This window comes from Hymenobacter daeguensis, assembly GCF_054780555.1.
In genome coordinates this window covers 27623-52731 of sequence record NZ_BAAGWC010000016.1, presented here as the reverse complement: position 1 = coordinate 52731, position 25109 = coordinate 27623, and the positions used below count along the sequence as shown (strand labels likewise).

Below are 25109 nucleotides of genomic sequence, written 5' to 3'. Positions count from 1 at the left end.
GGGGTAGGATAATTATATGGAAAGTGTTGATTATCTTGATTACACTCTGGTTATGGTCGATGGTCGCCGAAAAAACCTCAGTACTTTGGAGCACCTGAACATCCCTTTCATGGCTGGTGGCGACCAGCAGCTCCCGCTGCCGGCGCGCCACTGGCCGCTTCCCACGCTCCCTGGCCATGCCGACTGCTGCCGCTAGCCCCGATGCTGACTGGACCGCGCCGCTCGACGCGGAACGGACCCGCCGCCAGCAGGCCGAAGCCGCCCTGGCGGCGGCCGAGGCCCGCATTGCCGCGCTGGAGCAGGAGCAGGCCGACCTGGCCCGCCACGCGCAGCGCCAGCAGGTGCAGCTCGCGGCCCTGGTGCAAAACCTGCAGGTGGGCCTGGTGCTGGTAGATGAGCACGGGCAGATTCAGTTCGTGAACCAGCATTTCTGGGAGCTGTTCGGGCTGCCGCCGGTGGCGGGCCCGGCCGAGGGCGGCCCGCCCATTCCCTACGCCGCCGTTTACATCGACGATGCCTTTCTGGACCCGGCCGCGTTCAGGGCCCGCGCTCACGCCCTGAACGCGGCCGGCCAGACCGTGCTCCAGGAAGCCTTTGCCCTGGCCGATGGGCGGGTGGTGGAGCTCGACTACCTGGTGCTGGACACGGCCCGCGCCGGCCGCCTGATTTGCTACCGCGACGTGACCGGGCGCCACCGCCGCGATGCCGAGATTCGGACGCTCTCCTACATTCCCCAGCAAAATCCCAACCCCATTCTGCGGCTCACGGCGGCCGGCGCGGTGGTGTATGCCAACCCGGCGGCGGCCCCGCTGCAGCACGCCCCCGGCGAGGAGCTGCCGGGCCTGCCCCCGCGCCTGCTGGCCCTGGTGCAGGCGGCCCTGCGCACCCCGGCGCAGCACCAGCAGGAGCTGGCCGTGGCCGGGCAGCACTACCTGTGCACGGCCGTGGCCGTGCCCGGCGAAACCTACGCCACGCTCTACCTCACCAACATCACGGCGCGCTACCAAGCCGAGCAGCGGCTCGTTCGGCAGCAGTATTTCTATGAAAGCATTCTGGAGCAGGTGCCCACGGCCGTGGCCCTCTTCGATGCCGGGCACCGCTACCTGTACCTGAACCCCGTCATCGAGCCCGACCCCGCCCTGCGCGCCTGGATGATTGGCAGAACCAGCGACGAAGCCGGCCGCCGCCGCCAGCGGCCGGCCGAGGTGCTGCAGCAGCGCAGCGCGGCGTTTGCCCAGAGCCTGCGCGAGCAGCGGGAAGTGGTGTGGGAAGAAACCCTGCTGAAGCACGGCGAGGTCCGGAATTACCTGATGCGCTTCCAGCCCATCCGGGCGGCCGATGGCCAGCGGCTGATGATTTGCTCGGGCGCCGACATCACGGAGCGGAAGCGAACCGAGGAGCAGCTGGCCCGGCAGCAGGAGTTCTACGAGTCCATCCTGAACCTGCTGCCGGTGGACGTGGCCGTGTTCGATGCCGAGCACCGCTTTCTGTTCGTCAACCCCTCCTCGATATCTGACCCCGTGGTGCGCCAGCAAATCATCGGGCTCAGCAGCGCCGAATACTTCTACCTGCGCCAGCAGCAGCACCCCAGCGGCCTTGCCGAGCAGCGCCAGCAATACTTCGACCTGGCCGTGCGTACCCGCTCCGACGTGACCTGGGAGGAAATGCGCACCGACCGCCAGCAGCGCCCGCAGCTGATGCTGCGGCACCTGCGGCCGGTGTATGATGCCACCGGCACCCTGCGGCTGGTGGTGGGCTCGGGCATCGACATCACGGCTCGCTACACGGCCGAGAAGCTGCAGCAGCAGGTGCAGCGGATGCTGCAGGTGCAGCAGGATTTTGTGCGCCAGATTCTCGATGCCCTGCCCAACGTGCTCTACATGGTGGACCCCGACAACTCCGTCTCGTTTGCCAACCAGGCTTATACCGACATGATTGGGCACAGCCTGCACTGGCAGGCCGTGGGGGCCCCGGCCGCCGTGCAGGAGGAGATGCAGCAGATGCGCCAGCTGAATGCCAGCGTGCGCGATTCGCAGCAGCCCCATACCCGGGAAATGCCGTTCACGCTGGCCACCGGCGAAACGCTCTACTACCAGGTGCACAAGCGGCCCCTGCTGCGCACCGATGGCCAGCTGGGCATTCTCACCATCAGCACCGACATCACGGACGTAAAAAAGGCCCGCCACGAGCTGGAGCGCCGCGAAAAGCAGTACCACGACCTGGTGTACTACTCTCAGGCCCTCATTTGCACGCACGACTTGCAGGGCAAGGTGCTGTCCGTGAATCCGGCCATCGAGCGGCTGCTGGGGCTGCCGGCCGCCCGGCTGGTGGGCCGCCCGCTGCGCGAGGCCCTGCCCCCGCAGCACCACGCCGCCCTGCAGGCCTACCTCGACGGCGAGAAGCCCCTGCAGGCGCAGCCCCGCATCGTGACCGTGCGAACCAGCGCCGGCGAGCACCGCTACCTGCAATACTACACCTACCTGGTATCGGAGGAGGGCTACCCGTCCTACGTGGTGGCCTCGGGCTACGACGTGACCGACGGCATTCTGGCCCGGAAAGCCCTGCAGCAGGCCAAGCAGGAGGCCGAAGAAAATGCCCTGGCCAAGGAAGCCTTCCTGGCCCGGATGAGCCACGAAATCCGCACGCCGCTCAACGGCGTGCTGGGCATGGCTGCCCTGCTGCAAAAAACGCTCCTCACGGCCGCGCAGCAGGAATACCTCAACACCATGCAGCACGCCGGCCAGCACCTGCTGGCCCTGGTGAACGACGTGCTCGACATGGCCAAAATCACTACCCGGCACCTGCAGCTCAGCCACGAGCCCTTCGACCTGGCCGTGGTGCTGCAGGGGGCCGGGCACACCGTGGCCGCGCTGGCTGCCGAGAAGGGGCTGGGGCTGGAAGTGGCCCCCCTGCGCACCGCCGCCCCCCGCGTGGTGGGCGATGCCTACCGGCTGCACCAGGTGCTGCTCAACCTGCTCTCCAACGCCATCAAGTTCACCGAGCGCGGCAGCGTCCGGCTCGGGGCTGCGGTGGTGGAGGAGGGGCCCGAGCGGCTGGTGCTGCGCTTCTGGGTGCAGGACACGGGCATCGGCATCGCGCCCGAAGAGCAGCAGCACATCTTCGATGCCTTTGCCCAGGCCAGCCCCGAAACCAGCCTGCGCTTCGGGGGAACGGGCCTGGGGCTGTCCATCAGCGGGCAGCTGGTGCAGCAGATGGGCGGCGTGCTGCGCCTGTGCAGCGAAGTGGGGCAGGGCACCACGTTTTCGTTTCGGCTGGCGTTGCCGCGCGCGCTGGAAGCGGCCACCCACGTGCCTGTGCCACCGGCTGCCACCTACGAGGGCCTGCGCAATCTGCGCGTGCTGCTGGCCGAAGACAACCCCGTGAATCAGCGCATTGCCATAGCCGTGCTCGAGCATTGGGGCGTGCTGGTGACGGCCGTGGGCAACGGCACCGATGCCCTGGTGGCGCTGCAGGCCCAGTCGTTCGATGCCGCCCTGCTCGACATCCGGATGCCGGGCCTGAGCGGGGTCGAAGTCACGCAGGCCATTCGCCGCTACGCCCATGCCGGCCGGGCCGCCATTCCCATCATCGCCCTCACCGCCAACGCCTTCGAAGCCGACCGCGCCATCTACCTGGCCGCCGGCATGAATGCCTGCCTCACCAAGCCCTACGAGGAAGCCGCCCTCTGCCAGCTGCTGCTCGATTTGACCGGCCGCCTATAGCAGGCCGCCCGCACCCGGGCCGAGGCGGAGGCAGTCTGAAAAAAGTGTTATATTCATACTGTAGCTCAAACTAATCATCTTCTACTGTGGAAAAACTATTAAGCATCAACCCCGAAATCACCTCGTATGAGGGGATGAGTGGCCTGCGGGTGCTGTTGGCCGAAGACAACCTGGTCAATCAGCGCATTGCCATGATTATCCTGGAAAACTGGGGGGTGGATGTGTACGCCGTGAACGACGGACACGATGCGCTGGTGCAGCTGCAGCAGCACGAATTCGACGCGGCCCTGCTCGACATCCGCATGCCCGGCCTGAGCGGGGTGGAGGTGACCCGGGCCATTCGCCAGCACCCCGATGAATTTCACGCCAGTGTGCCCATCATTGCGCTCACGGCCAGTGGCATCGAGAGCGAGCGGGATGCCTACCGGGCCGCCGGCATGAACGCCTGCCTCACCAAGCCCTACGAGGAATCGCACCTGTGCCAGCTGCTGGATTTGCTGACGAATATCAAGGAATAGCAACGCCCGCCCGTGTCCCTTGCGGGCTGCGCCACGCGCAAGCTCAGGCGCAGCCTCTCCGTCATGGCCCGGTAGGAGTTCCGCTGCGCTAAACTCGCGCTGGTTAGGCCAGCCCGTACTCTTCCAGCTTGCGGTACAGCGTCGTCAGGCCGATGCCCAGCTTTTTCGCCACGTCGGGCTTGTTGCCCTCCAGCTCGCCCATCAGCTTGCCGATGTGCCGCGCTTCCAGCGCCCGCAGGCTTTCGTCGGCGGCATCCGCGCCGGGCCGAACCGGGCGGCCCAGCGCGTGGAACTCATCGGGCAAATAATCAGCCGACAATAACTCCCCATTCGGCGCCAGAATGGCGGCCCGTTCCAGCACGTTTTTCAGCTCGCGCACATTGCCGGGCCAGGGGTAGCGCTGCAGCATATCCAATGCCTCCGCCGAGAGGCCGGGCAGGCGCTTGCTGAGGCGGGCGGCGAAGTGCTGGAGGAAATAGTTGGCCAGCGGCGGCACATCGGTGGGCCGGTCTTTGAGGCTGGGGACGAGGATGGTGAAGACCGAGAGGCGGTAGTATAAATCGGGGCGGAAGCGGCCTTCGGCGGCTTCCTGCTTGAGGTTGCGGTTGGTGGCGGCTACCAGGCGGATGTTGACCTTGGTGGGCTTGGTGTCGCCGAGCTTGGTGAAGCTCTGGCTTTCGAGCACGCGCAGGAACTTGGCCTGCACGTTGAGCTCCAGCTCGCCGATTTCGTCCAGAAACAGGGTGCCGCCGTTGGCTTCTTCCAACAGGCCCTTCTTGTCGGCCAGCGCGCCGGTGAAGGCGCCTTTCTTGTAGCCAAACAGCTCGGATTCGAGCAAATCTTTGGGGAAGGCGCTGCAATTGACGGCCACGAAGGCCTTGCCTTGCCGCCCGCTGGCCTGGTGGATGGCCTGGGCAAACAGCTCCTTGCCGCTGCCGGTGGGGCCTTCGAGCAGCACGGTGCTGTCGGTGGGGGCTACCTGGCGGGCCAGCTGCTGCACGCGCCGCAGCTCGGGCGAGTCGCCAATCATGGACTCGAAGCGGTACTGCTGGCCCACGCGGCGCTCCAGCTCGGTGACGCGCTGGCGGAGGCGGGCTTTTTCGGCGGCGCGGTCGACGACGACCACCAGTTGCTGCTCAAAATCGCCCTTGGTGAGGTAGTCGAACGCGCCGAGCTTCATGGCCTTCACGCCATCGGGGATGGTGCCGAAGGCGGTGAGCAGCACCACTTCGGCATCGGGGGCGGCGGCTTTGAAGCGGGGCAGCAGGTCGACGCCGTTGGCATCGGGCAGCTTCACGTCGGAGAGCACGAGCAGGATGTCGGCGGCGTGTTGCTGGAGCAGCTCCAGGCCGCGGTGGGCGTCGGGGGCTTGCAGCACGGTGTAGCCTTCCAGCTCCAGCACCTGGGCCAGCAGCTGGCGCAAGCGCGCTTCGTCGTCGATGATGAGCAGGGTACCGGTGGGCATGGGTTATGGAGCGGTGACTGGATTAAGCCGCAATTACGGTGTAGTTTTGGGATATGCTAAAGCGCCTTCTGATTAGAAATTTTACCGTTTTTGCTGAGGCCGACTTTGAGTTTGTGCCTGGGCTGAATGTAATTGTTGGCACCAATGGGACAGGCAAAAGCCACGTGTTAAAGCTAGGATATGCGGTATTGCGTAGCCTGACAAACCGTTTGCAAAACTGGAATGGAATAAGCCTAGATTCACCGCTAACTTCTCTACAAGAGATTTTTCGGCCAACTCCTGCTGATGTTAGTGAATTGATTAGGCGCCAAGCAGCCGAACCCCAGGCCTTTATTCAATACGAATTAGATGATGAGCGTTTGAGTCCGGGACAACTCATGTTATCTCCCAGTATCTCTACAGAATCAAAACTTTCTCTTACACCTTCAACAGCAGCAGGTGAAGTTAGCAAGGCTAATGCTACACCAGTTTTTATTCCAGCTAAAGAAATTCTTACATTAAGCTGGATGAGACCTGCTTCCAACCAGCTTCGTTTGCCACTTGATGAAACTTACCTAGACTTGCTGGAGCAATTGGACCATTTGCCACTCAAAAAACCAGCAGCGGCTAATGTATTAGCCAAATTAACGCAAGAATTAGGTGGAGAAGTAGAAGCTGAGGGAAGTCGTTTTTATTTAGCTTTTGCTAAGCAAAAACCAATGGATATAAACTTAGTGGCGGAGGGATTGCGCAAGTTTGGAACGTTACAACGCTTATTAAGTAACGGAAGCCTGACAGCACAAAGCACACTTTTTTGGGATGAACCAGAAGCTAATCTAAATCCAGCATTGCTACGGAAGCTTGCGGCTATTCTAGTCGAATTAGCTCGTCAAGGATTCCAAATAATCTTGGCTACGCACAGCATGAGTCTGCTGAAGGAATTTCATATTCTATCGCGGGAGAAAGATGCGGAACCATTACCAATAAAATATTTTGGGTTGAATGCCGCGCCGGGCGAAGCTACGCGAATTGTTACAACTGGTAATTTCGAATACCTGCCAGATATAGTAGCACTGGAAGTGGAATTGGAGCAGGCAGATGCGCTGGAAGAAATTTTCGTTCGAGAAGACCAGCAGCGCCATGCCGACAATAATTGAATGGAATAAGGAAAGCGGCAGAGGATTAGCTTTTGATTTTCCGTCGGATTGGGAAGTGGTGAAATATGACCAAGAGGAAGATACGCTAGCATTCGAGCCAGCAGGATTTTATCGGGGCATTATTCTTGGCGAAAAGACAAAGAAGACGGCGCAAGGCATCCGGGCAATGGATATTGTCTGCCGCTTGCCGGGCGAATCCAAGCAGCTACAGTTTATCGAAGTGAAGGATGACCGGCTACGCACTATGGCGAAAGGTGACCGTGAAACCGAACTTTACGAAACCGTACTACTAAAAACAATTGGTACAATGGCTGGGCTGACACTGGCCGAAAGGCTGGGAGATGATTCGTTGCGCCCGATGGCCTGTTTAAGCCGGCATCCTGCTATTGAAGTCATTTTGTTTTTAGTTGAACCGCCTGAAACGTTGGTGCCTGATATTGGTAGCAAGCGCACGCTACGCCGACTGGTTAATCAGCAACTTAAAACGACCTTAGACCAGCGACTTTCCGCCGCATTAAATCGGTGGGGCCTACCATTCACGCTCTACAATCTATCCAACCGTCAAGCTCCTGCTTGGCGCATGCGGGAAGTAACGCGGGCGGTTTAACTCCTCCGAATCTCATTCTTAATGTGCTCGACGAACTGGGCGAATTCGGGTTCGGCTTCGACGTTTTCGTGCCAGGCGAGGCCCATTTCGGCCAGGTTGTATTGGTGCTGGGGGCTGATGGTGGCGCCCGGCACGAGGGCCCCGGCCGCGTCGTGCTCGTAGCCGAGCAGCCAGAGGCGGTCGGCCAGGGCGGTGGTGGTCACGATGTCGTGCGAGACGATGATGACGGTGTTCAGCTCGTCCATGGTGGTGACTTCGACGATTATTCGTTTCACTTCGTCAATAATGGCCACGTCGAGGCCCGAGAAGGGCTCATCGAGCAGGATGAGGTGGTCGGAGCAGAGCAGCTGCTGGGCGATGGCCGCCCGCTGGCGCTGTCCGCCCGAGAGCAGGGCCGGGTACTTGCGCCGGTGCGGGGCCAGGCCGAAGCGTTCGAGGTAGGCGTCGACGTGCTGGCGGGCGTCGGCGGGGGCGTGCTTGCGCTGGGCGGCCACCAGCAGGTTGTCGTGCAGGGTGCGGTGGTCGAAGAGGGGGTAGCGTTGCTGCACGAAGCCCACCATGCCGGGCAGCACGGGCTGCTGGGCGAGGCCCACTGCCACGGTGCCGGTGCCGGGGGCGAGGAGGCCCGCCATGATGCGGCACAGCACCGACTTGCCGATGCCCGAGCGGCCGTAGAAGCCCACGACCTGGCCCTGGCGCATGTTGGGCCGCGTCACGTCGAGGACCTGGGCGTTGATGTCGCGCAGGATGGGTTCGTGGTTGAGGGTGATGGAGACGTTGTTGAGCGTCAGGATGGGGTCGCGGTAGGCGTAGGTGTGGGCGGTCATGGGAAGTAGCGCGGACTTTTAGTCCGCGAGTTGAAAGCGTTTGGAAGAAGTAGCGCGGACTTTGTAGTCCGCGAGTAAAGGATTTTGGAATGATGGGCAGTAGCTTGGACTTGCGGACTACAAAGTCCGCGCTACATGAGTGGAGGACTTGATTTTTTATGAGCGGCATTTGCCCCACTGGTTGCCGCCGGGCGAGGATATCTTCCTCACGTTCCGCCTCGCCGATTCTTTGCCGCAGGAATTACTGGGCCGTTTGCAGGATGAAGCCCGACTTGTGCAGCGTAACTCGGATTTAGACCCTGCTCAACTCTATGCCGAGCGGAAACGGTATTTCGGGCGCTTTGATGATTTATTGGCCAACTCCGACCACGGCCCTACCTGGCTGCGGCAGCCGGAAATCGCGGCAATCGTCAAGCAGTCGCTGCAGCACTTCGATGGCTCACAGTATCAGCTGCTGGCTTATTGCCTGATGCCGAACCATGTGCACCTATTGGTGCGGCTGTCGGAGGACTCCCCGCCGCTGATGCGGACTTTGCAGCGCATTAAGGGATTCACTGCGCTGCAAGCCAATAAGTTACTGGGGCGGACTGGTGGTTTCTGGCAATCGGAGAGCTACGACCACATCGTGCGAAAAGGAGAGTTGGATAGAATTATTAGCTACATCGTGCAGAACCCAGTGAAGGCTGGGCTGGTAGTTGATTGGCAGGAGTGGCCTTTTACCTATGTGATGGACGGCCTCATGTAGCGCGGACTTTGTAGTCCGCGATGGGAAGTCGTTGGACTCGCGGACTACAAAGTCCGCGCTACATGCAGCGCCGAGTAAGGAAAAAACACCCGCCGCAGCAGCACAAACACATAGTCCTGCGCCGCGCCAGTCGCCAGAATCACCAGCTGAATGGCCAGCACCCCATCGAGGTGCAGGTAGCGGTTCTGCTTGTAGAGCAGCAGGCCGATGCCGCCTTCGGATTGGTAAAGCGTTTCCACGAGCGTAATCATGGTCCAGATGATGGCGAAGTTCTGGCGCACCACTTCGAGCATCTGGTCGAGCTTGCCCAGCACCACCACTTCGTAGAAGCTGCGCCACTCGCTCATGCCCAGCGTGCGGGCGTGGTCCATCTCCTCCTGCGTGGTGGTCAGAATCACGCTCGTCATGCCCGTGACCAGGTACACGGTGGCCCCGAAAATGAGCACCGAGAGCTTCACCTGGTGGCCGGAGCTCACCATCAGGGCCATGAAGAAGGTAAGGCCGGTGAGGGTGAGGTAGCGCATCTTGGAGGCCGCGTAGGCGATGGGGCGGAAGAAGGGCAGCGCCGTGAGGTAGGCGATGCCCAGCGCCAGCACCGTGGCCACGGCCAGGGCTTCGATGGCCGTGGTCATGCTGGCCCACAGCTCCTGAATGAGGCCCTGCGTGGTGATGAGGTCGCCGAGCGAGCGGGCGACTTCGCTCAGGCTGGGGAAAAGCCGCATGGGGTAAAACAGCCACAGCAGCAGCAGCAGGGCTACCTGGGCCACCACCATGGAGGAGAACACGGCGCGGCGCGGCTGGGCGTTGGGGGCGAATAGGGATTTCATAGTTTTGGTTGGCGCTTTCGCCGATGCGGAATGAATACTTTTACCAGCTGCCCGCCGACTCTCTACCCCAAGCCCCCGATGCGTCTATTGCTGAAAAGTATCTTTATTCCAGAAACAGCGGGTCGTTTCAGGCTGATGGTCGGCCTGTTGAGTGCGGTCACGGCAGTGGTGGCCACGGGGTATTACTGGCTGCTCATCCAGTACATGGGGCAGCCCACCGATGTGCAGCCGCACGTGGACATTCTCTACAAAGCCTGTGTGGGCCAGGGCTCGTTGCCGGCCAATTTCGGCTTCTACCAGCTGGTGTACCTGCTCAGTGGCTTTTCGAGCAGCCTTTCCCGGCTGCTGAGCACTGCCCTGGTGGCGATAGCCGTGGCGTGGGGGAGCCTGGTCGGGGTTTCCAGCTACGCGGGCAGCGGCTTGCTGAGGCGCGGGGCTGTGGCTCCGGGAGCTGCGGCCGGGCCCGCACCCGGAATGGTTGGGCTGGCGGCCGTTTGCTCGTGTCTATTGTTTCCGCTGCCCTTCCACAGCCAAGCCTGGTACCTGGGCACGCTGCCACCCAATGTTTACCACAATTCCACCGTTATCAGCGCCATGCCGTTTAGCGTGCTGGCGTTTGCCTACGGGGTCCGCCGGCTTTCGGCTGACCGTGCGGCCCGCCTCCCGGCCGACCTGCTGCTGAGCCTGCTGCTGGTAGTCGGAGCTGTTTTCAAGCCGAGCTATGCGTTTGCATTCGTGCCCGCCTTCGGCCTGTTGTTCGCGCTGAAATCCCGGTTCCGGCTTGCGCAGCTGCTGCGGCTGGCCCTGGTGCTGCTGCCCGTGGCCCTGGTCATTGGCGGGCAGCTGGCCTGGACCAACCACCACCCAAACGATACCCTGGGCGGCGCTTCCCGGCTGGGCCTGGGGTTTCCGGCCGGCTGGCGCACGTTTGTGCCGGATTATGGCGGCTGGCAGGTGCTGGCTTGTGCGGCCAGCTCGTTTCTGCTGCCGGTGGCGGCCTATGGCCTGCGGCCCGACTGGCTGCGGCGGCCCGCCCACCAGCTTGCGCTGCTGAGCCTGCTGGTGGGCTTCGGCATCTTTCAGGTGGTGTACGAAACCGGCATCCGGGCGCTGCACGGCAATTTTGTGTGGCAGGTAGTGGCCGCCAACCACGTGCTGCATTGGGTTATCGTGCTGGAAGTAATGGCGTGGGTTCCGGCCGATGTGAGCCAGCGGCGCAAACGAAAAGCGTTACAATTCCTCATCGCCCTTGAGGTGCTGAGCGGAGTGGCTTATCTGGTGAGGTTCTTGTTTTTGGGTATGTAGTTAGTTGCCCAGCACGACTTCTACGCGGCGGTTTTTGGCTTTGCCGTCGGGGGTGGCGTTGCTGGCCACCGGCTCGGTGGCGCCGTGGGCGTACACCTGCACGCGGCCGGCGGGGAAGGCGCTGTGGCTCTTGGCTTCGAGCCAGTGCTGCACGGCCATGGCGCGGTCTTCGCTCAACTGCTGGTTGCGCTGCGGGTCGCCGGAGTTGTCGGTGTGGCCGTGCACGGCCACTTTCAGGCGGCCGGCCACCACCAGGTCGTTGAACAGCTGGTTCAGCTCCTGGGTGGCCTGGGGCGTGAAGCTGCTCTGGCCGCTGGTGAATTCGATGTTCCAGGCCCGCTTGCTCACGCTCTGGCGGATTTCGTCGTCGGCGGCAAACTGCTGGGTTTCGGCCGGGGCCAAGGCTTTGCCTTTGTATTGGGCCTGCAGCGTTTGCAGGGGCTTGAGGTCCAGCATGTCATTCAGCGGCACGTAGCCGGGCAGTTCTTTGGGGTAGAGCTTGCTCTGCACGTCGCCGAAGGTCTTATACACGGCGGCGTAGATGTTGGTGCCGCCTTCGTCGAGGCCGAACAGGCTGAGGTTGTCGCTGAAGTTGAAGGCCTTGCTACCGCCCAATTCCACCACGTCACCGTTGCGGTCGGCCTCGCTTACGCCCTTGTAATACTTCAGCCAGTAGGCGCCGGGCTTGTCCTGGTCGCCGTACACGGTGGCCGAGATGTCGGCGGCGCGGGTCAGGGCTTCGGGGTGGCTTTTCACCTGGTCGCCGGCCACGGCGAAGGCCGTCATCAGGCCCATTACTTCCTTCGGGTGGGCGTCGTACCAGCGCTTGGTGGTCACCATGATGTTGGGCATCTGGTTCGAGTAGTCTTTGGTGCTCACGATGTTGACGAGGCCGCCGCGCTGCTTGGCGATGTTCACGTCGCCGGGCGTCCAAGTGGCTACGGCGTCGGCCACCACGTCCACGCTTACGCCGGTGTTCTTGCCGTTCACCACCTTGGTGCGGGCTTCCGGTTTGCCGAGGATGTATTTCTCGGCGGCCACCAGGAAGTCGGAGGCGGCCATGAAGTTCACGGCTTCGGGGTCGTAGGTGGTTTCGTCGGGGTTCACTTTCAGGCTGTTGTCGGCGCACCATTTCAGGGCAATGTTCTGGTCGCCGTCGCGCAGGTAGCAGGCAATGGTTTTGCCCAGGGCCGTTTTCGGGTTATCCAGCCACTCTTTCGGGCCCATCAGCTTGTCTTCGCCAAAGGACTTGCCCACCGAGTAGGGAATAACCTGCAGCTGGGTGCCGGCCTTTTTCAGCTCCGATTGCACGGCCGAGAAGCCGGGCAGGCCGTCGCCCATGATGCTTACAATCAGGCCGGGCGTGGCGGGGTTGTTTTGCAGGTCGAGGGCGTTTTTCACCAGGTCGGCCTGCATCTTGCTCACGTCGTCCTGGCGCACAATCTGCACGTCCAAGCCATTGGCCGCCATCGCCGAGCCGGTGGTGGTGCGGGGGCCGCCGTTGGCCAGCATGCCGGCCATCTGGCTGTTCCAGGCCATCACCTCCCACACCACGGGCGTACCCTTTTCGGCGGGCGCGGTGCCGGGCATGGGAGCCAGCGGCACCACAATGGTGGCCCGGCTGCCGCCGCTGGTGGCGGGCAGCTCGATGGAGTTGAGCAGTACCGACTGCGTGTCGGCTTTTTTGAAGATGCTGTTGCTGGCAATCAGCTTGTTGATGCCAAAATAGAGCAGGCCTACGAGAATGAGGCCGATTAACACTTTACCACGGGTTGTCATGGGGGTAGGGGGGAAATGTAGCGCGGACTTTTAAGTCCGCGCCCGCGCGGTGAGGCGCGAAAGGTGATTGAAAAGGGAGGGGCAAGCGGGTTATTGCCTGGGGCCTGGGCGCGTGTGGGCCAGAAGCTGAGCGGCGGGTTTGGCGTGGTGCCGCGCCACCAGCTGCGTGTGCTGCTGCGGCACCCGGGCCGCCGGTTCGCGGACTAGCAGGTCTGCGCTGCCGAGGCAGGCACAGGCCAGCAAAAAGCTAGTCAAGCAGGCTAGAATAGGCATCATCGGAGGCTTTTTTGGTGGCGGCGAAAGATTGGGACTGCTGGGCCTGGGGCTGCTCCTGCATCACGGCGTTGAAGTCGCCTTTCTGGTATTTGTCGAGCAGGCGCTGGCCCTTCTCGCTCATCACGCCGTTCTGGATGTCCATCTCCTTCACGAACTCCTGCGAGTAGCGCATGGCCTGCTTAATCTGGCCCAGCTGCTGGGCCATGTCCTCGGCCACGCGGTCGGTGGCCAGGTCGAAGAAGTACTTCTTGTCGGGGTCGCCGCGCAGAATGTTCATGGCCGCGCGCATGCCCGAGCTGGTGCGCTTCACCAGCTGGTACTCGTCCTTCAGCAGGTTGACTTTGAACTTGCTGCTGTCAATCTGCCGAATGGCGGCCTTCAGAATCTGGCGCATCACCACCGAAACGTTGGCCGTGGTGGTGGCCATCGGCATCAGGCGCTGGTTGTAGTCCTGAATCTGGGCGGCGCGGCTGGCGTAGCTCTCAGCGGCGTCCTTCTCGCCCTGGCGCGCGGCCGAGTCGGCCAGGGCCAGGTACTCTTTCACCTGCTGGGCGTTGGCGGCCAGCTTGCGCTTCACCAGCTCGTGGGCGCCTTCGATGTTGGTCACCTCGGCGTCCATCTTGCGGGCCTCCTTCTCGGTGTTCCGGATGTAGTCTTCCATGATGCCGATGGGGTCGGTGTTCACGAAAATCCCGGCCATCGAGCGCAGGATGCGCTGCCCGGCGTACCACAGCCCGGCGTGAATGCGCTTGTTGGTGGCCAGCAGAAACAGCACGAACAGCACCCCCAGGCCAATGCCCAGCTTCACGGTGTCGAACACCATGTCGACGAGGAAGGGCAGTATCGCGCCCCAGAAGTACACGGCCGTCCCCACCAGCCCGACGAGGACCACGCGGCCGGCGACTTTTTCCGGCTGCTGCCACTTGGGCAGGCCGCTGTCGGGGTTAGAGGAAGAAGCAAGGAAGGTGTTCATGGCGTTTAGGTGTTTGGTTACTTCCACCTAATGCCAAGTCCGGTGCCGGATTGAAAAAAAAACTACCGAATAGTTGATATGTATTGACTACTAGTATTTTAATAAAAAATCCCCGCCGGGCGCGGGGCCCGGCAGGGATAAATTTTTTCAAAATGGAAAGCGGATTTTTTCAGATTAGGAAGCGGCGGGCGGAGCAACCTCACCCCCGGCCCCTCTCCAAAAGAGAGGGGAGCCTAACGATTGTAGATAAGAACTTGTGTCCGCGCCGCCGTGGCTCCCCTCTCCTCAGGAGAGGGGCCGGGGGTGAGGTTGCGCACGTTAGGGTAAGTGTGCTCTACTGCTTTATCGGCACCAATACCAGCGCGGAGCTGCCGCCTACCTGCACGCCGCTGGTCACTTCCAGCACGTCGAGGCCTTCCTCGTTGATTTGGTCGCCGCGCAGCACCACTTTGTAGGTGTCGCGGGGCAGCTTCACGCTCCAGGCCGAGCGGTTGCCGTTGAAGATGACGTAGATGGTTGGCCAGGCATCGCCGCCGGCGTTGTCCTTCAGCTTATAGGCAATGATGCCGGGGGCCATGTCGGGCAGGAACTCCAGGTGCTGCTGCACCAGCGCGGCGGTGGGCAGGCGGAAGGCCGGGTGGGCCTTGCGCAGGGCAATGAGCTTGCGGTAGTATTCATACACCGCCAGGTGCTGCGCCTTGCGGCCCCAGTCGAGCTGGTTCACGCTGTCGGGCTGGTTGTAGGAGTTGTGCGAGCCGCCTTTGGTGCGCAGAAACTCGTCGCCCACCGGCAAAAACGGCACGCCCTGCGACGTGAACACAATCGTGTTGCTGAGCAAATCCATCCTGAGCCGTTCGGCCTCCGTGGCGCGGGGCGCCGACACGCGCAGCTTGTCCCAGAGCACCATGTCGTCGTGGCAGGCCACGTAGTTGATGGCCTGGCCGGGGGCGTTGGCCCAGGGCGCTTTCGAGTAGTTGACTTTGGCGTAATCGACCTGCGGGTGCTGGGTGGCGGCCACGATGCCGAACTTCACGCTCTCCTCCAAATCGGGCTGGCCGCTGGCGAAGCCGGGCTCGGTCTGGTGCGCGTAGTGGCCCTTCACGCCGTCGCGCAGCTCGTCGCCGAAAGCGGCAATGCGGTCGAGCCTGGTCATGTTGCCTTTGAGGGCGCGGCGGGCATCGGGCAGGGGCGAGGCCCCGGCAGTCCAGCCCTCGCCGTATAGGAAAATGCTGTGGTCCTGCTGGTCGAGGGCAATGCGAATGGCCCGCATGGTTTCAATGTCGAGCACGCCCATGAGGTCGAACCGGAAGCCGTCGACGTGGTACTGCTGGGCCCACCAGGCCACCGATTCCACGATGAGCTTGCGCACCATGGGGCGCTCCGAGGCCACCTCGTTGCCGCAGGCGGTGGCGTTGCTCAGGCTGCCGTCGGGGTTGTGGCGGTAGTAGTAGCCGGGCACCAGCTGCTCAAAGTTGCTGCGGCCGGCATCGGCGGTGTGGTTGTACACCACGTCGAGCACCACGCGCAGGCCGGCGCCGTGCAGGTTTTCCACCAGCTGCTTCAGCTCGCGGATGCGGGCGGCGGGGTTGGCGGCGTCGGTGGAGTAGGTGCCTTCGGGCACGGAGTAGTGCAGCGGGTCGTAGCCCCAGTTGTAGCGGTTGGCGCTGGCCGGCGCGGCTTCGTCGATGCTGGCGAAGTCGTTGGTGGGCAGCAGGTGCACGTGGGTGAGGCCCAGCTCCACCAGGTGGTCGAGGCCGGTGCTCACGCCCTCGGGGCCGCGGGTGCCCACCTGGGCCGCGCCCAGAAACTTGCCCTTGTGCCGCACGCCCGACTGCGGGTGCATGGTGAGGTCGCGCACGTGCACTTCCCCGATGACGATGTCGGTTGCCTGTTTCAGGGCCGGGCGCAGGTCCTCGCTCCAGCCGGCGGGCTGCGCAATGCTGGGGTTGAACACCGCCCCGCGCAGGCCGTTGAGGCCCACGGCGTGGGCGTAGGGGTCGGCCACTTCGGCCATTTTCCGGCCCCCGATGGTGGCCTGCACGGCGTAGAAGCCGGTGGTGCCGGCGGGCAGGGCGTAGGTCCAGGTGCCGCCTTCGGCCCGGGCCATGGCGTAGTCGGCGGTGGGGGCGCCGCCGGTGCCGTCCTTGTAGAGCTTCAGGTGCAGGGCCTCGGCGGTGGGGGCCCACACGCGCAGGGTGGCGTGGGTGCCGCGCCAGGTCAGGCCGAGGTCGGGGCCGAGGTAGGTGGGGTAGCTGGCGAAGTCGGGCAGGGGCGGAGCGGCCGGTGCCGCAAGGGGGGAGAGCAGCACAAGCAGCAGCAGAAGTGGAAGCCGGGAAGTCATCCTGCAAAGTTCGGCAATCGGGCAGCAGGATAATAGCAAAAAGTTGATTGTGCGTAGAAGTTTATACCGGCTAAGTAATATCGAAACCGTTGCAGTGGCTCAAAATGAAATATGCGGGTTGGTTTAGTTCTAAAATTCATGCCGGCCGTTCAATTAGGCCGGCGGCCCGAAATGCCCGCCATGCAGCCCCAATGCGCCGTTGCCGATGGGCGGGCGGTTTTAAAGCCGGACTTTCTGAGCGATAAAACGCCCCCCGCCGTCGATACAATCCTGCTTACGGTCGGTTTGGCGGGGTTTTGGAAAAGGCGTCCGGTATGTTTGTTTCGATTTCCCGCTCGCCCATGGCCGTCCTTACTCCCCGCCGTTACCTTGCTCCGCTGATTCATGTGCTGGTGTGGGGGCTGTTCGGGCTCACGTTTCTGCTGTTTCAGCCGCTCACGGGGCGGGTAGTTATGCCCACGCAGTTTTGGGTGAAGCAGGGCCTGATGTTCTGCGTCTGGGTCATCACGTTCTACCTCAATGCCCGCATCATCGTGCCGCGCCTGCTGCTGCAGGGGCGCACCGAGTGGTTTGTGCTGTCGCTGTTTGCCATTGCCCTGGCCACGCTGGGCTTCAGCAAGTTTCTGGAAGTGTCGCTGAACCTGCCGGCGCTCATGGACAAAGCGTTTGAGGCCGCCGCCGGCCGCCCGCGCCTGCCCCGCACCGGCTTCCGCATCGACACCACCGGCCTGCTCACCACCATGTTTGTGCTGGGCATCAGCACCTGCATCACGGTGGTGCAGAAGTGGCAGAAGGACGCCCAGGCCCGCCAGACGCTGGAGCAGCAGCGCGTGCAGTCGGAGCTGTCGGTGCTCAAGGCCCAGATAAACCCGCACTTCTTCTTCAATACGCTCAACAACATCTACGCCCTCACGCTGCTCGACGGCGAGCAGGCCCGCACGGCCATTCACCGCCTCTCGCGCATGATGCGCTACGTGCTCTACGACACGGCCGGCGGCACCACGCTGCTCAGCCAGGAAATTGCTTTCGTGCAGGACTACATCACGCTCATGCAGCTGCGGCTCGATGAGCGGGTGCACGTCACCTTCGAGAAGCCCGAGCTGGTGCACGACGTGGCCATCGCGCCCATGCTGGTGCTGCCCTTCCTCGAAAACGCCTTCAAGCACGGCGTGGCCGCCACCGAGCACAGCCGTATTTTCATTGCCCTGCGCCAGCCCATCCCCGAGGTGCTGGAGCTGGAAGTGCGCAACACCCGCCTCACGCTCCCCTCTACCGACCTGGCCGGCAGCAACGGCATCGGCCTGGCCAACACCCGCCGCCGCCTCGACCTGCTCTACCCCGGCCAGTTCAGCCTGGCGGTAGATGACCACACGCCCGCCAACGAATTCCGCGTTCAGCTCACGCTGCATGTGGCGTGAGTAGGGCCGGCGGATAGCATGACAGAAATCGTCTGTCAGCCGGAGCCTGCGAAGGACCTTCTCACGTTCGCGTTGTTTTCAATACTGCAAACTGTTCATCGGCGATAAGGTCCTTCGCTGCGCGCAGGCTGACAGCATGCCCGCCCACCCGCCTACCCTCACACCTTTACCAGAACCCCCATGACCACCGTTCCTTCCCTCAAAACCATTGCCGTCGATGACGAGCCGCTGGCCCTGGGCATGGTGGCGGCTTTCGTGGAGAAAACCCCGTTTCTGGAGCTGGTGGGCAAGTTCGGCAGCGCCGTGGAGGCCCTCAAGTACCTGCACGAGCACCCCGGCACCGTCGACCTGGCCTTCCTGGATATTCAGATGCAGGAGCTCAACGGCCTAGAGCTGGCCCGCGTGCTGGGCCCCACCGGCCCGCGCGTCATCTTCACCACCGCTTTCCCGCAGTATGCGCTGGAGGGCTACCGCGTCGATGCCATCGACTACCTCGTGAAGCCCTTCAACTACGAGGAGTTTCTGCGGGCCGCCAGCAAGGCCCGCGCCTACGCCGAGCTGACGGCCCCGCACCCGGCTGCCCCGGCCGCCGCCGCGCCCGAGGAAGACGAATACCTCTTCTTGAAGGCCGAATACCAGCTGGTGCGCGTGGCCCTGAGCGACATTCTCTACGTGGAAGGCCTGAAGGACTACGTGAAAGTGCACCTCAAAAGCACGCCCCGCGCCCTGCTCAGCCTCATGAGCCTCAAGGCGATGGAGGAGAAGCTGCCCGCCCGGCGCTTCATGCGGATTCACCGCTCGTTCATCGTGGCCCTCGACAAGATTGAGTCGGTGCGCCGCCTCACCGTCCAGATTGGCGCGGTCACCATTCCGGTGGGCGACCAGTACAAGGACGTTTTCATGCAATTCCTGAGCCGCTGGACCTGAGCCGCGGCCCGATACCCGAATACCATCGTGCAGAGCGCAGTCGGACTACTGACCCGGCTTAGTTGTGAAAGATGAAGTGTGATGCTGCCGGCGAATGGCCCGGCTGCGCTCTTCACGATGCCTTTTTTTGCCCGATGCCCCCGATGCCCCTCTCTCTCCCTGTCTTTCTGAGCTATGAAACCCTTCACCTTAACGGCCGGAAGCTCCGCTTCCGGCCCGGCCGCCCATGACCCGGCGGCCGACCCGCAGCTGGCCGTGCTTTGCCTCTCCGGCAGCCTCGGCGGGCTTGAGCTAAACAGCCTGAAATTTGCGGGCTGGATGCAGGAGCGCGGGTGGCGCATCACGTTTTTTGCGCCGCCCGCCACCCCGCTGGCCTACTGGGCCGAAGAATGGTTTGTGCCGCTCGAAACCCTTGCCGTGCACCGGGGCCTGGCCATGCCGCTGCTGGCCCACCGCCTGAAAGAGCAGCTCGAACGCCTCAACATCGGCGTATTAATAGTTACCCAAAACAAAGACCTGGCCGTGGCCACGCTGGTCAAAACCCTCATGGGCGGGCACCTGCGCATCATCTACCAGCAGCACATGCAGCTGGGCCGGCCCAAGCGCAGCCTGGTGCACACCCTGCGCTTCCGCCTCGTCGATGCCTGGCTGTCGCCGCTGCCCGGCCTGACCCGCGAGGTGACTCAAAAAACCAGATTCGACCCCGCCCGGCTGCGCACCGTGCCCCTGGGCCTGCCGCTGGAGCAGTTTGCGCCGCCCACCCATACGCCCGCCCAGGCCCGCCACGCGCTTGATTTGCCGCCGGGCGTGCGCCTGCTGGGCATCCTCGGCCGGCTCGACGACGGCAAGGGCCAGCATTTTGTGATTGACGTGCTGCACCGCCTGCGCCAGCAGTACGGCTACGATGCCCACCTCGTCATCATGGGCGAGCCTACCCTGAACGAAGGCGATGCCTACCTGCGCCGGCTGCAGCGGCAGGTGGCCCGCCTGGGCCTGCAGCGGCAGGTGCACTTCCGGCCCTTCCGCCCCGACCCGGCCGTGTTTTACCAGGCCATCGACGTGTTTATAATGGCCTCCGAAAACGAAACCTACGGCATGGTCACCCTCGAAGCGCTGGCCTCGGGCGTGCCCGTGGTGGGCGCCGCCACCGGCGGCACCCTCGAGCTGGTGCAGCACGGCCACACCGGCCTGCTCTACCTCTGGGGCGATGTGGCCGCCGCCGCCCGTGCCGTGCACCGCACCTTCGACGAGCCCGCCGCCACCCGCGAGCGGGTGGCGCGCGCCTGCCTGGAGCGCTGGCACTACTCGCACCACCGCCAGTGCGCCCTCACCGAAGACGTGATTCGGGCACTGCTGCCGGTGTCGGCCCCCGCGCCCCGCCGCACGCCCCTGGCCCTGAATGCCGCCTTTGCCCGGGCCGTGGCCGGCTAGCCCGGCCCCCGCTGCGCCGCCGAAAAAAAGCCTCCCGGTCGATGCCTTGGGGCCATTGGCCGATGCCAGCAGCCCCGCCCCGCCGCTTCGGGCGTAATTTCAGGCCGCACCCGCCACTGGCCTCGTGCTTCCCCACAAGCCCTGTCATTCTGAGCCGGTTTTGCTCGCTGAGCGTTGCCACCCACCCGGCGGATTTGCCCCCGCCGGCTGCAACGCCTGGCGCTGGCGGCCGACCCGGAATGGCAGGCACTACTACCGCAGCCCGTCATCGGCCCCGTCCCGGGCTGGTGGCGGGCTGCCGGCATTTCGGGCCCCCTGCCTGGGGCCGCCGGCTCGGAGGCCAGCCCCATCTCCCCGCCAGTTGGACAGTGTGGGTATGGTTGTCCAAATAAGCGTAAATAAATTGCTTTTTTCTAAGAAAAGTCAAATTTATTCTTATTATGTGCAGATAACTAGCGCGATGGCACTAATTTTGAGTAAATATTTACGCATTCAATAATACTTTTTACAGCCACACGTTTAGCTGCAGTTGGGAATTTTATAGCAGTTTTATTTGATTAAATTGAAATAGAGTCCTGGTATCCTTTCCACTTCACCCAAAAAAATCATGAAAAAACCCTTTACCAACATACGCAACCGCTACGCCGGCTACTGGCGCGCGGCGCTTCTTGTTCTTGGTGGGTTGCTGCCCGTGGCGGGCCATGCCGCCGGCTCTGCCCTGGTCATCAGCCAGGTGTACGGCGGCGGCAACGGCGCCAGCTCCACTTATAAGAATGACTTTATTGAGCTGTTCAACAACTCCGGTAGTGCCTTTGTGGTGCCGGCGGCCGGCATCTCGGTGCAGTACGCGTCCGGCACGGGCAGCAGCTGGTCGACGACGAGCATTCCGGGCGGCACCATTATCCCGGCCTACAGCTATTACCTGATTCAGGAAGCGGGCGGCACCAATGGCCTGGCCGCGCTGCCCACCCCCGACCGCACGGGGGCCATCAACATGGGCAGTGCGGCCGGCAAGGTGGCCCTGGTGAACTCCACCACGGCCCTCACCGGCCCGCAAACCAACCCCACCGGCAACGCCGCCATTCTCGACTTCGTGGGCTACGGCTCCAATGGCTCGTCGGTGACGGTGGATGCCTACGAGGGCGTGAATCCGGCGCCGATTCCGAGCGTGGTGTTCTCGGTGGCCCGCGACGGCAGCGGCACCATCGACACCGACCAGAACGGGGTCGATTTTCAGTTTGAGGTGGCCAACCCGCGCAATTCGGCGTCGCCCACGGTGGTGACTACGTCGGTAACCGGCCCCGTGCCTACCATGGCCACGGCGGGCGGCAACGTGCTGCGCGAGGGCATTCCCCCCTTCACGGAGCGCGGCCTGCTCTACAGCACGGTGCAGAGCCCGCGGCTGAGCACGGCCGGCGTGGGCAAGGTGGTGGACGGCGCGGCCAGCACGGGCACCTACAGTGCCGTACTCGGCGGCCTCACGCCCAATACCAACTACTTCATTGTGGCCTATACCACCAACGCCAACGGCACCAGCTACGGCTCCGATGTGCAGTTCCGGACGGCCACCAACATCACCTACTACGCCAAGCCCACGGGCTCGCTCGAGGTGCTCAGCACCTTTGGCACCAACGGCGACGGCAGCGGCGACAGCCCGGCCAGCTTCAGCGCGGCCGGCCAGACCTATAGCGTGACGGGCACGGGCCGCACCCTCACCGCCAACTGGACGGTGAGCGGCGCCGACTCGAAGGTAGTGCTGCAGTCCGGCGCTTCGCTGCTGGTGCCGGCGGCCTACAATTTCACCGGCCCGCTCGACCTGAGCGCCAATGCCGCGGTGGTGGTGGCCAACGCGGCCCCCGGCATCACGTTCGGCAGCGTGGATGCGGCCAGCACCATCGAATATGCCCAGGCAGGCACCTACTCGGTGCCGGTGCTGGGCGGGGCCGGCTACGGCAACCTCACCCTGCGCAACGGCACCAAGCTGCTGAGCGCCGGCACCACCACCGTGCGCGGCAATGTGCTGGTGAGCAACGTGGGCGGCGGCTCCAACGTGTTTGGCGGCGCTCCCAACGCGGCTTCGACGCTGGCCCTGGGCGGCAACCTGACCCTGGCCGGTACCGTGAGCTTCAGCGCATCGGCCACCGACCGCATTGTGCTGGTGGCTACCAACACGGCCACGCCGCAGGTACTCAACGGCGGCGGCAACACCCTGCGCCTCTACAGCCTGGCCCTGAACGCCGGCCAGGCCGGCGTGAGCCTGGCCAGCAACGCCACCAACCTGGAGCTGGGCAACACGGCCGGCGGGGGCTACAACCTGGCCAGCGGCACGGTGCTTACCCTCAATGCCAACACGCTGGCCTTTGCGGCGGGCGGCAAGGCCACCTTTGGCGGCACGGGCGCGCTGGCCGTGGACGCGACTTCCAGCCTCATCCTCGACAAGAACAACGCCAGCAGCTTCAGCGGCACGGCGGGTGTGGCCACGCTGCAGCTGACGCCCGGCAGCACCCAAATCAACAACCTGACGGTGAATGCCGTGGGCTCGGGCAGCGTTGCCAGCAACACCGTGGCACTGCCGTATGACCTGACGGTGAACGGCACGCTGAGCATCCCCAGCGGCACCCTTACCATTCCCTCGGGCCGCACCCTCACCCTGAACGGACCGCTCGACGTGGACAACGGCAGCTTCAACGGCAACGACGCCAGCCTGGTAGTGGGCGGGGCCGGCGGCGGCGGGCGCATCAGCTTCCGCGGCGGGTCCAACAACATGCTGCGCAACTTCACCATGGCCCGGCCCCACGAAACGGTGTACCTCGACGGCACCATTACCGTGAGCAATGACTTCCTGGTGAGCGACGGCGTGCTGGGCCTGATTAATGCCCTCAACATCAATGGCACGGCCAACACCACCGGCCTGGGCCTGATTCAGAGCTCGGTGTCGAGCAGCCTGAACGTGAACGGCAGCGGCCCGATTGGTACCCTCACCTTTGCCGACAACAACGGCTTCCTGAACAACCTGCTGCTGAACCGCGCCGGCCAAACCCTGAACGTGGAGGGCCAGACCCTGAACGTGCGCAACCTCACCCTCACCACCGGCACCCTGCACCTGGGCACCAACCTGGCCCTGAACGTGACCGGCCCGCTGGTGGTGGCCGACCCCGCCGTGGCCCGCTTCGGCGTAACCACTTCCTCGGCCATCAGCTTCACGGGGGGCAGCGCCACCGTCTCGGGCGACATTGGCCCGCTGGCTTTCGTGCCCGGCCAGGACGTGATGGCCTCGCTCACGCTGGCCCGCAACAACTCCGTGACGCCGGTGCCGCTGGCCCAGCTCACCACCAACCTCTCGGTGCGCGTGCTCACCTTCACCCGCGGCAACATCTTCGTGCAGGGCAACAACCGCCTGAGCGTGCTGCCCGGTGGCGCGGCCGTGGGCGGCGGCATCAACAGCTATACCAACACCCTGACGCTGGCCTCGGTGACCAACGCGAACCCGATTTTTGCCACGCTGGCCTACCCGCTGGGCGTGAACGGCTACTACCGCCCGCTCACCTTCACCGTGACCGATGCCGTGACCGGCACCACCAGCTACACCGCCCGTCAGATTGAAGGCCCCTCGCCCCAGCGCACCCTGCCGCCCACGCTGCAGCGCGTGTCGGGCCTGCGCTACTACAGCGTGGTGGCCGAGCCCGGCGGCAGCAGCACGCTGGGCAGCGCCACCATCAAGCTGAGCTACGACCTGGTGGAAGACCAGATTACGCCCGGCAACACCGGCCTGCTCCGCATTGCCATGGCCGACCCGGCCGATAACAGCAAGTGGAAGGACATTGGCGGCAACGGCACCGGCGCCAACATCACCTCGGTTTCGTTTGCGGCCGGCCCGCTCGGCGATTTTACCCTCGCCACCGACGGCAGCACGCCCACCAACGTGAACCCGCTGCCCGTGGAGCTGAGCGCCTTCGCGGCCCAGCGCCAGGCCAGCAAGGCCGTGAGCGTGCGCTGGACCACCGCCAGCGAGAAGAACTCCGACCGCTTTGAGGTGCAGCGCAGCCTCAACGGCCGCGACTTCGTGACCATTGCCACGGCCAAGGCCCAGGGTACCAGCAGCCAGGCCACCGCCTACGCCGCCCTCGACCAGACGGCGCCCGCCGCCGAGCTATACTACCGCCTGCGGCAGGTGGACCTCGACGGCACCGTGGCCTTCTCGCCGGTGCTGCGCGTGAACGGCGTGGGCACGGCCGTGGAGCTCACCCTCTACCCGAACCCCGCCACCGACCGCCTCACGGCCACCGCCCCGGCCCTGGCCGCGCGCACCTTCCGGGTGCTCAACACCCTGGGCCAGGTGCTGGCCACCGGCCCGGCCGATGCCGAGAACCCCACCGTGGACGTGCAGGCCCTGCCCACCGGCACCTACCTGCTGGAGCTGAGCAGCCCCGCCGGCCGCCAGGTGCGCCGCTTCGTGAAAACGAACTAGGGCGGGTGCCGGCCTGCCCGGGACCCACCAAAAAAAGCTCCCGTTGCGGCGGGAGCTTTTTTTTTGCCCGGCTCCGGTTCCGGCGGGGCGCGGAGAGTGGCCCCCCGGACTAAGCGCGGCCGTGCGCGGCCTAACGGGGCCGCTGCCCGCGGGCGGCGTGCCGGGCAGGGCCGTTGTGCCCCGGCCCGCGGGGCCCCGGGCCCGAAACCTACGGCCCCGCCACCTTAGCGTCGGCCGTAGCGCGGCCAATGAATTGGCTGCTTGTTGGTAGGCTAATTCTCGCCAAAAAAGTGGCCCTGCAATAGCCTACGGGCCGATATAATGATTTAGTAATTGCGCTGGAG

16 protein-coding genes are annotated in these 25109 nt (G+C 63.8%); 10 read left to right on the top strand and 6 right to left on the bottom strand.

Annotated elements, in window-relative coordinates:
• The first annotated feature begins 176 nt into the window (after window positions 1–176).
• Both ACYVHT_RS16495 and ACYVHT_RS16490 read left to right on the top strand, forming a co-directional pair.
• Window positions 177–3722: a PAS domain-containing hybrid sensor histidine kinase/response regulator gene (locus ACYVHT_RS16495; RefSeq protein WP_460554224.1), complete on the top strand. Its 3546-nt coding sequence runs from the start codon at window positions 177–179 to the stop codon at window positions 3720–3722.
• An 86-nt stretch (window positions 3723–3808) separates the two neighbouring features.
• Window positions 3809–4240: a response regulator gene (locus tag ACYVHT_RS16490; RefSeq protein WP_460554221.1), complete on the top strand. Its 432-nt coding sequence runs from the start codon at window positions 3809–3811 to the stop codon at window positions 4238–4240.
• A gap of 103 nt (window positions 4241–4343) precedes the next feature.
• On the opposite strand, the gene ACYVHT_RS16485 is transcribed toward ACYVHT_RS16490, so the two are convergent.
• Window positions 4344–5705, bottom strand: a complete 1362-nt coding sequence (locus tag ACYVHT_RS16485; RefSeq protein ID WP_460554218.1) for a sigma-54-dependent transcriptional regulator — start codon at window positions 5703–5705, stop codon at window positions 4344–4346.
• A 53-nt stretch (window positions 5706–5758) separates the two neighbouring features.
• Here ACYVHT_RS16485 and ACYVHT_RS16480 point away from each other — a divergent pair, with 53 nt between their 5' ends.
• Together ACYVHT_RS16480 and ACYVHT_RS16475 are read left to right on the top strand one after the other, a co-directional pair.
• Complete coding sequence (locus ACYVHT_RS16480; protein ID WP_460554215.1) at window positions 5759–6841, top strand: AAA family ATPase; 1083 nt, start codon at window positions 5759–5761, stop codon at window positions 6839–6841.
• Window positions 6783–7448, top strand: coding sequence for a hypothetical protein (locus ACYVHT_RS16475; RefSeq protein WP_460554212.1), 666 nt, complete (start codon window positions 6783–6785; stop codon window positions 7446–7448). The genes ACYVHT_RS16480 and ACYVHT_RS16475 overlap by 59 nt, the downstream gene beginning before the upstream one ends.
• Here the strand turns inward: ACYVHT_RS16475 and ACYVHT_RS16470 are convergent.
• Window positions 7445–8275: a P-loop NTPase family protein gene (locus tag ACYVHT_RS16470; RefSeq protein WP_460554209.1), complete on the bottom strand. Its 831-nt coding sequence runs from the start codon at window positions 8273–8275 to the stop codon at window positions 7445–7447. The genes ACYVHT_RS16475 and ACYVHT_RS16470 overlap by 4 nt on opposite strands.
• 139 nt (window positions 8276–8414) lie before the next feature.
• Here ACYVHT_RS16470 and ACYVHT_RS16465 point away from each other — a divergent pair, with 139 nt between their 5' ends.
• Complete coding sequence (locus ACYVHT_RS16465) at window positions 8415–9020, top strand: transposase (RefSeq protein ID WP_460554206.1); 606 nt, start codon at window positions 8415–8417, stop codon at window positions 9018–9020.
• Window positions 9021–9064: 44 nt separating this feature from the next.
• On the opposite strand, the gene ACYVHT_RS16460 is transcribed toward ACYVHT_RS16465, so the two are convergent.
• Entirely contained in the window at window positions 9065–9847 is a 783-nt protein-coding gene (locus ACYVHT_RS16460) for an ABC transporter permease (protein ID WP_460554203.1), read from the bottom strand.
• Window positions 9848–9982: 135 nt separating this feature from the next.
• On the opposite strand from ACYVHT_RS16460, the gene ACYVHT_RS16455 reads away from it, so the two are divergent.
• Window positions 9983–11152 (top strand): hypothetical protein, encoded by a 1170-nt coding sequence (locus ACYVHT_RS16455; RefSeq protein ID WP_460554199.1) that lies wholly within the window; start codon window positions 9983–9985, stop codon window positions 11150–11152.
• Here the strand turns inward: ACYVHT_RS16455 and ACYVHT_RS16450 are convergent, their stop codons facing one another.
• From ACYVHT_RS16450 to pulA, 3 genes are all read right to left on the bottom strand, one after another.
• Window positions 11153–12931 carry an OmpA family protein gene (locus ACYVHT_RS16450; protein WP_460554196.1) on the bottom strand — a complete coding sequence of 593 codons (1779 nt, stop codon included), beginning with the start codon at window positions 12929–12931 and terminating at the stop codon, window positions 11153–11155.
• A gap of 247 nt (window positions 12932–13178) precedes the next feature.
• Window positions 13179–14180, bottom strand: a complete 1002-nt coding sequence (locus tag ACYVHT_RS16445; RefSeq protein WP_460554193.1) for a hypothetical protein — start codon at window positions 14178–14180, stop codon at window positions 13179–13181.
• Between the two features lie 334 nt (window positions 14181–14514).
• A complete protein-coding gene (gene pulA / locus ACYVHT_RS16440; RefSeq protein ID WP_460554190.1) occupies window positions 14515–16488 on the bottom strand; it encodes a type I pullulanase in 1974 nt (657 codons plus the stop codon).
• A 374-nt stretch (window positions 16489–16862) separates the two neighbouring features.
• Here pulA and ACYVHT_RS16435 point away from each other — a divergent pair, with 374 nt between their 5' ends.
• The 4 genes from ACYVHT_RS16435 to ACYVHT_RS16420 all read left to right on the top strand — a co-directional run bounded on the left by ACYVHT_RS16435 (window position 16863) and on the right by ACYVHT_RS16420 (window position 24765).
• Window positions 16863–17939, top strand: coding sequence for a sensor histidine kinase (locus ACYVHT_RS16435; protein WP_460554187.1), 1077 nt, complete (start codon window positions 16863–16865; stop codon window positions 17937–17939).
• A 180-nt stretch (window positions 17940–18119) separates the two neighbouring features.
• Entirely contained in the window at window positions 18120–18866 is a 747-nt protein-coding gene (locus tag ACYVHT_RS16430; RefSeq protein WP_460554184.1) for a LytR/AlgR family response regulator transcription factor, read from the top strand.
• A gap of 174 nt (window positions 18867–19040) precedes the next feature.
• Window positions 19041–20297, top strand: a complete 1257-nt coding sequence (locus ACYVHT_RS16425) for a glycosyltransferase family protein (protein WP_460554181.1) — start codon at window positions 19041–19043, stop codon at window positions 20295–20297.
• A gap of 607 nt (window positions 20298–20904) precedes the next feature.
• Window positions 20905–24765, top strand: coding sequence for a T9SS type A sorting domain-containing protein (locus ACYVHT_RS16420; RefSeq protein WP_460554178.1), 3861 nt, complete (start codon window positions 20905–20907; stop codon window positions 24763–24765).
• Window positions 24766–25109 lie beyond the last annotated feature (344 nt).

What these genes read in the sequence shown, in the direction of transcription:
- ACYVHT_RS16495 (WP_460554224.1), top strand. Translation starts at nt 177, where the DNA reads ATGCCGACTGCTGCCGCTAGCCCCGATGCTGACTGGACCGCGCCGCTC.
- ACYVHT_RS16485 (WP_460554218.1), bottom strand. Translation starts at nt 5,705, where the DNA reads ATGCCCACCGGTACCCTGCTCATCATCGACGACGAAGCGCGCTTGCGC.
- ACYVHT_RS16480 (WP_460554215.1), top strand. Translation starts at nt 5,759, where the DNA reads ATGCTAAAGCGCCTTCTGATTAGAAATTTTACCGTTTTTGCTGAGGCC.
- ACYVHT_RS16475 (WP_460554212.1), top strand. Translation starts at nt 6,783, where the DNA reads ATGCGCTGGAAGAAATTTTCGTTCGAGAAGACCAGCAGCGCCATGCCG.
- ACYVHT_RS16470 (WP_460554209.1), bottom strand. Translation starts at nt 8,275, where the DNA reads ATGACCGCCCACACCTACGCCTACCGCGACCCCATCCTGACGCTCAAC.
- ACYVHT_RS16460 (WP_460554203.1), bottom strand. Translation starts at nt 9,847, where the DNA reads ATGAAATCCCTATTCGCCCCCAACGCCCAGCCGCGCCGCGCCGTGTTC.
- ACYVHT_RS16455 (WP_460554199.1), top strand. Translation starts at nt 9,983, where the DNA reads ATGGTCGGCCTGTTGAGTGCGGTCACGGCAGTGGTGGCCACGGGGTAT.
- ACYVHT_RS16450 (WP_460554196.1), bottom strand. Translation starts at nt 12,931, where the DNA reads ATGACAACCCGTGGTAAAGTGTTAATCGGCCTCATTCTCGTAGGCCTG.
- ACYVHT_RS16445 (WP_460554193.1), bottom strand. Translation starts at nt 14,180, where the DNA reads ATGAACACCTTCCTTGCTTCTTCCTCTAACCCCGACAGCGGCCTGCCC.
- ACYVHT_RS16435 (WP_460554187.1), top strand. Translation starts at nt 16,863, where the DNA reads ATGGCCGTCCTTACTCCCCGCCGTTACCTTGCTCCGCTGATTCATGTG.
- ACYVHT_RS16430 (WP_460554184.1), top strand. Translation starts at nt 18,120, where the DNA reads ATGACCACCGTTCCTTCCCTCAAAACCATTGCCGTCGATGACGAGCCG.
- ACYVHT_RS16425 (WP_460554181.1), top strand. Translation starts at nt 19,041, where the DNA reads ATGAAACCCTTCACCTTAACGGCCGGAAGCTCCGCTTCCGGCCCGGCC.
- ACYVHT_RS16420 (WP_460554178.1), top strand. Translation starts at nt 20,905, where the DNA reads ATGAAAAAACCCTTTACCAACATACGCAACCGCTACGCCGGCTACTGG.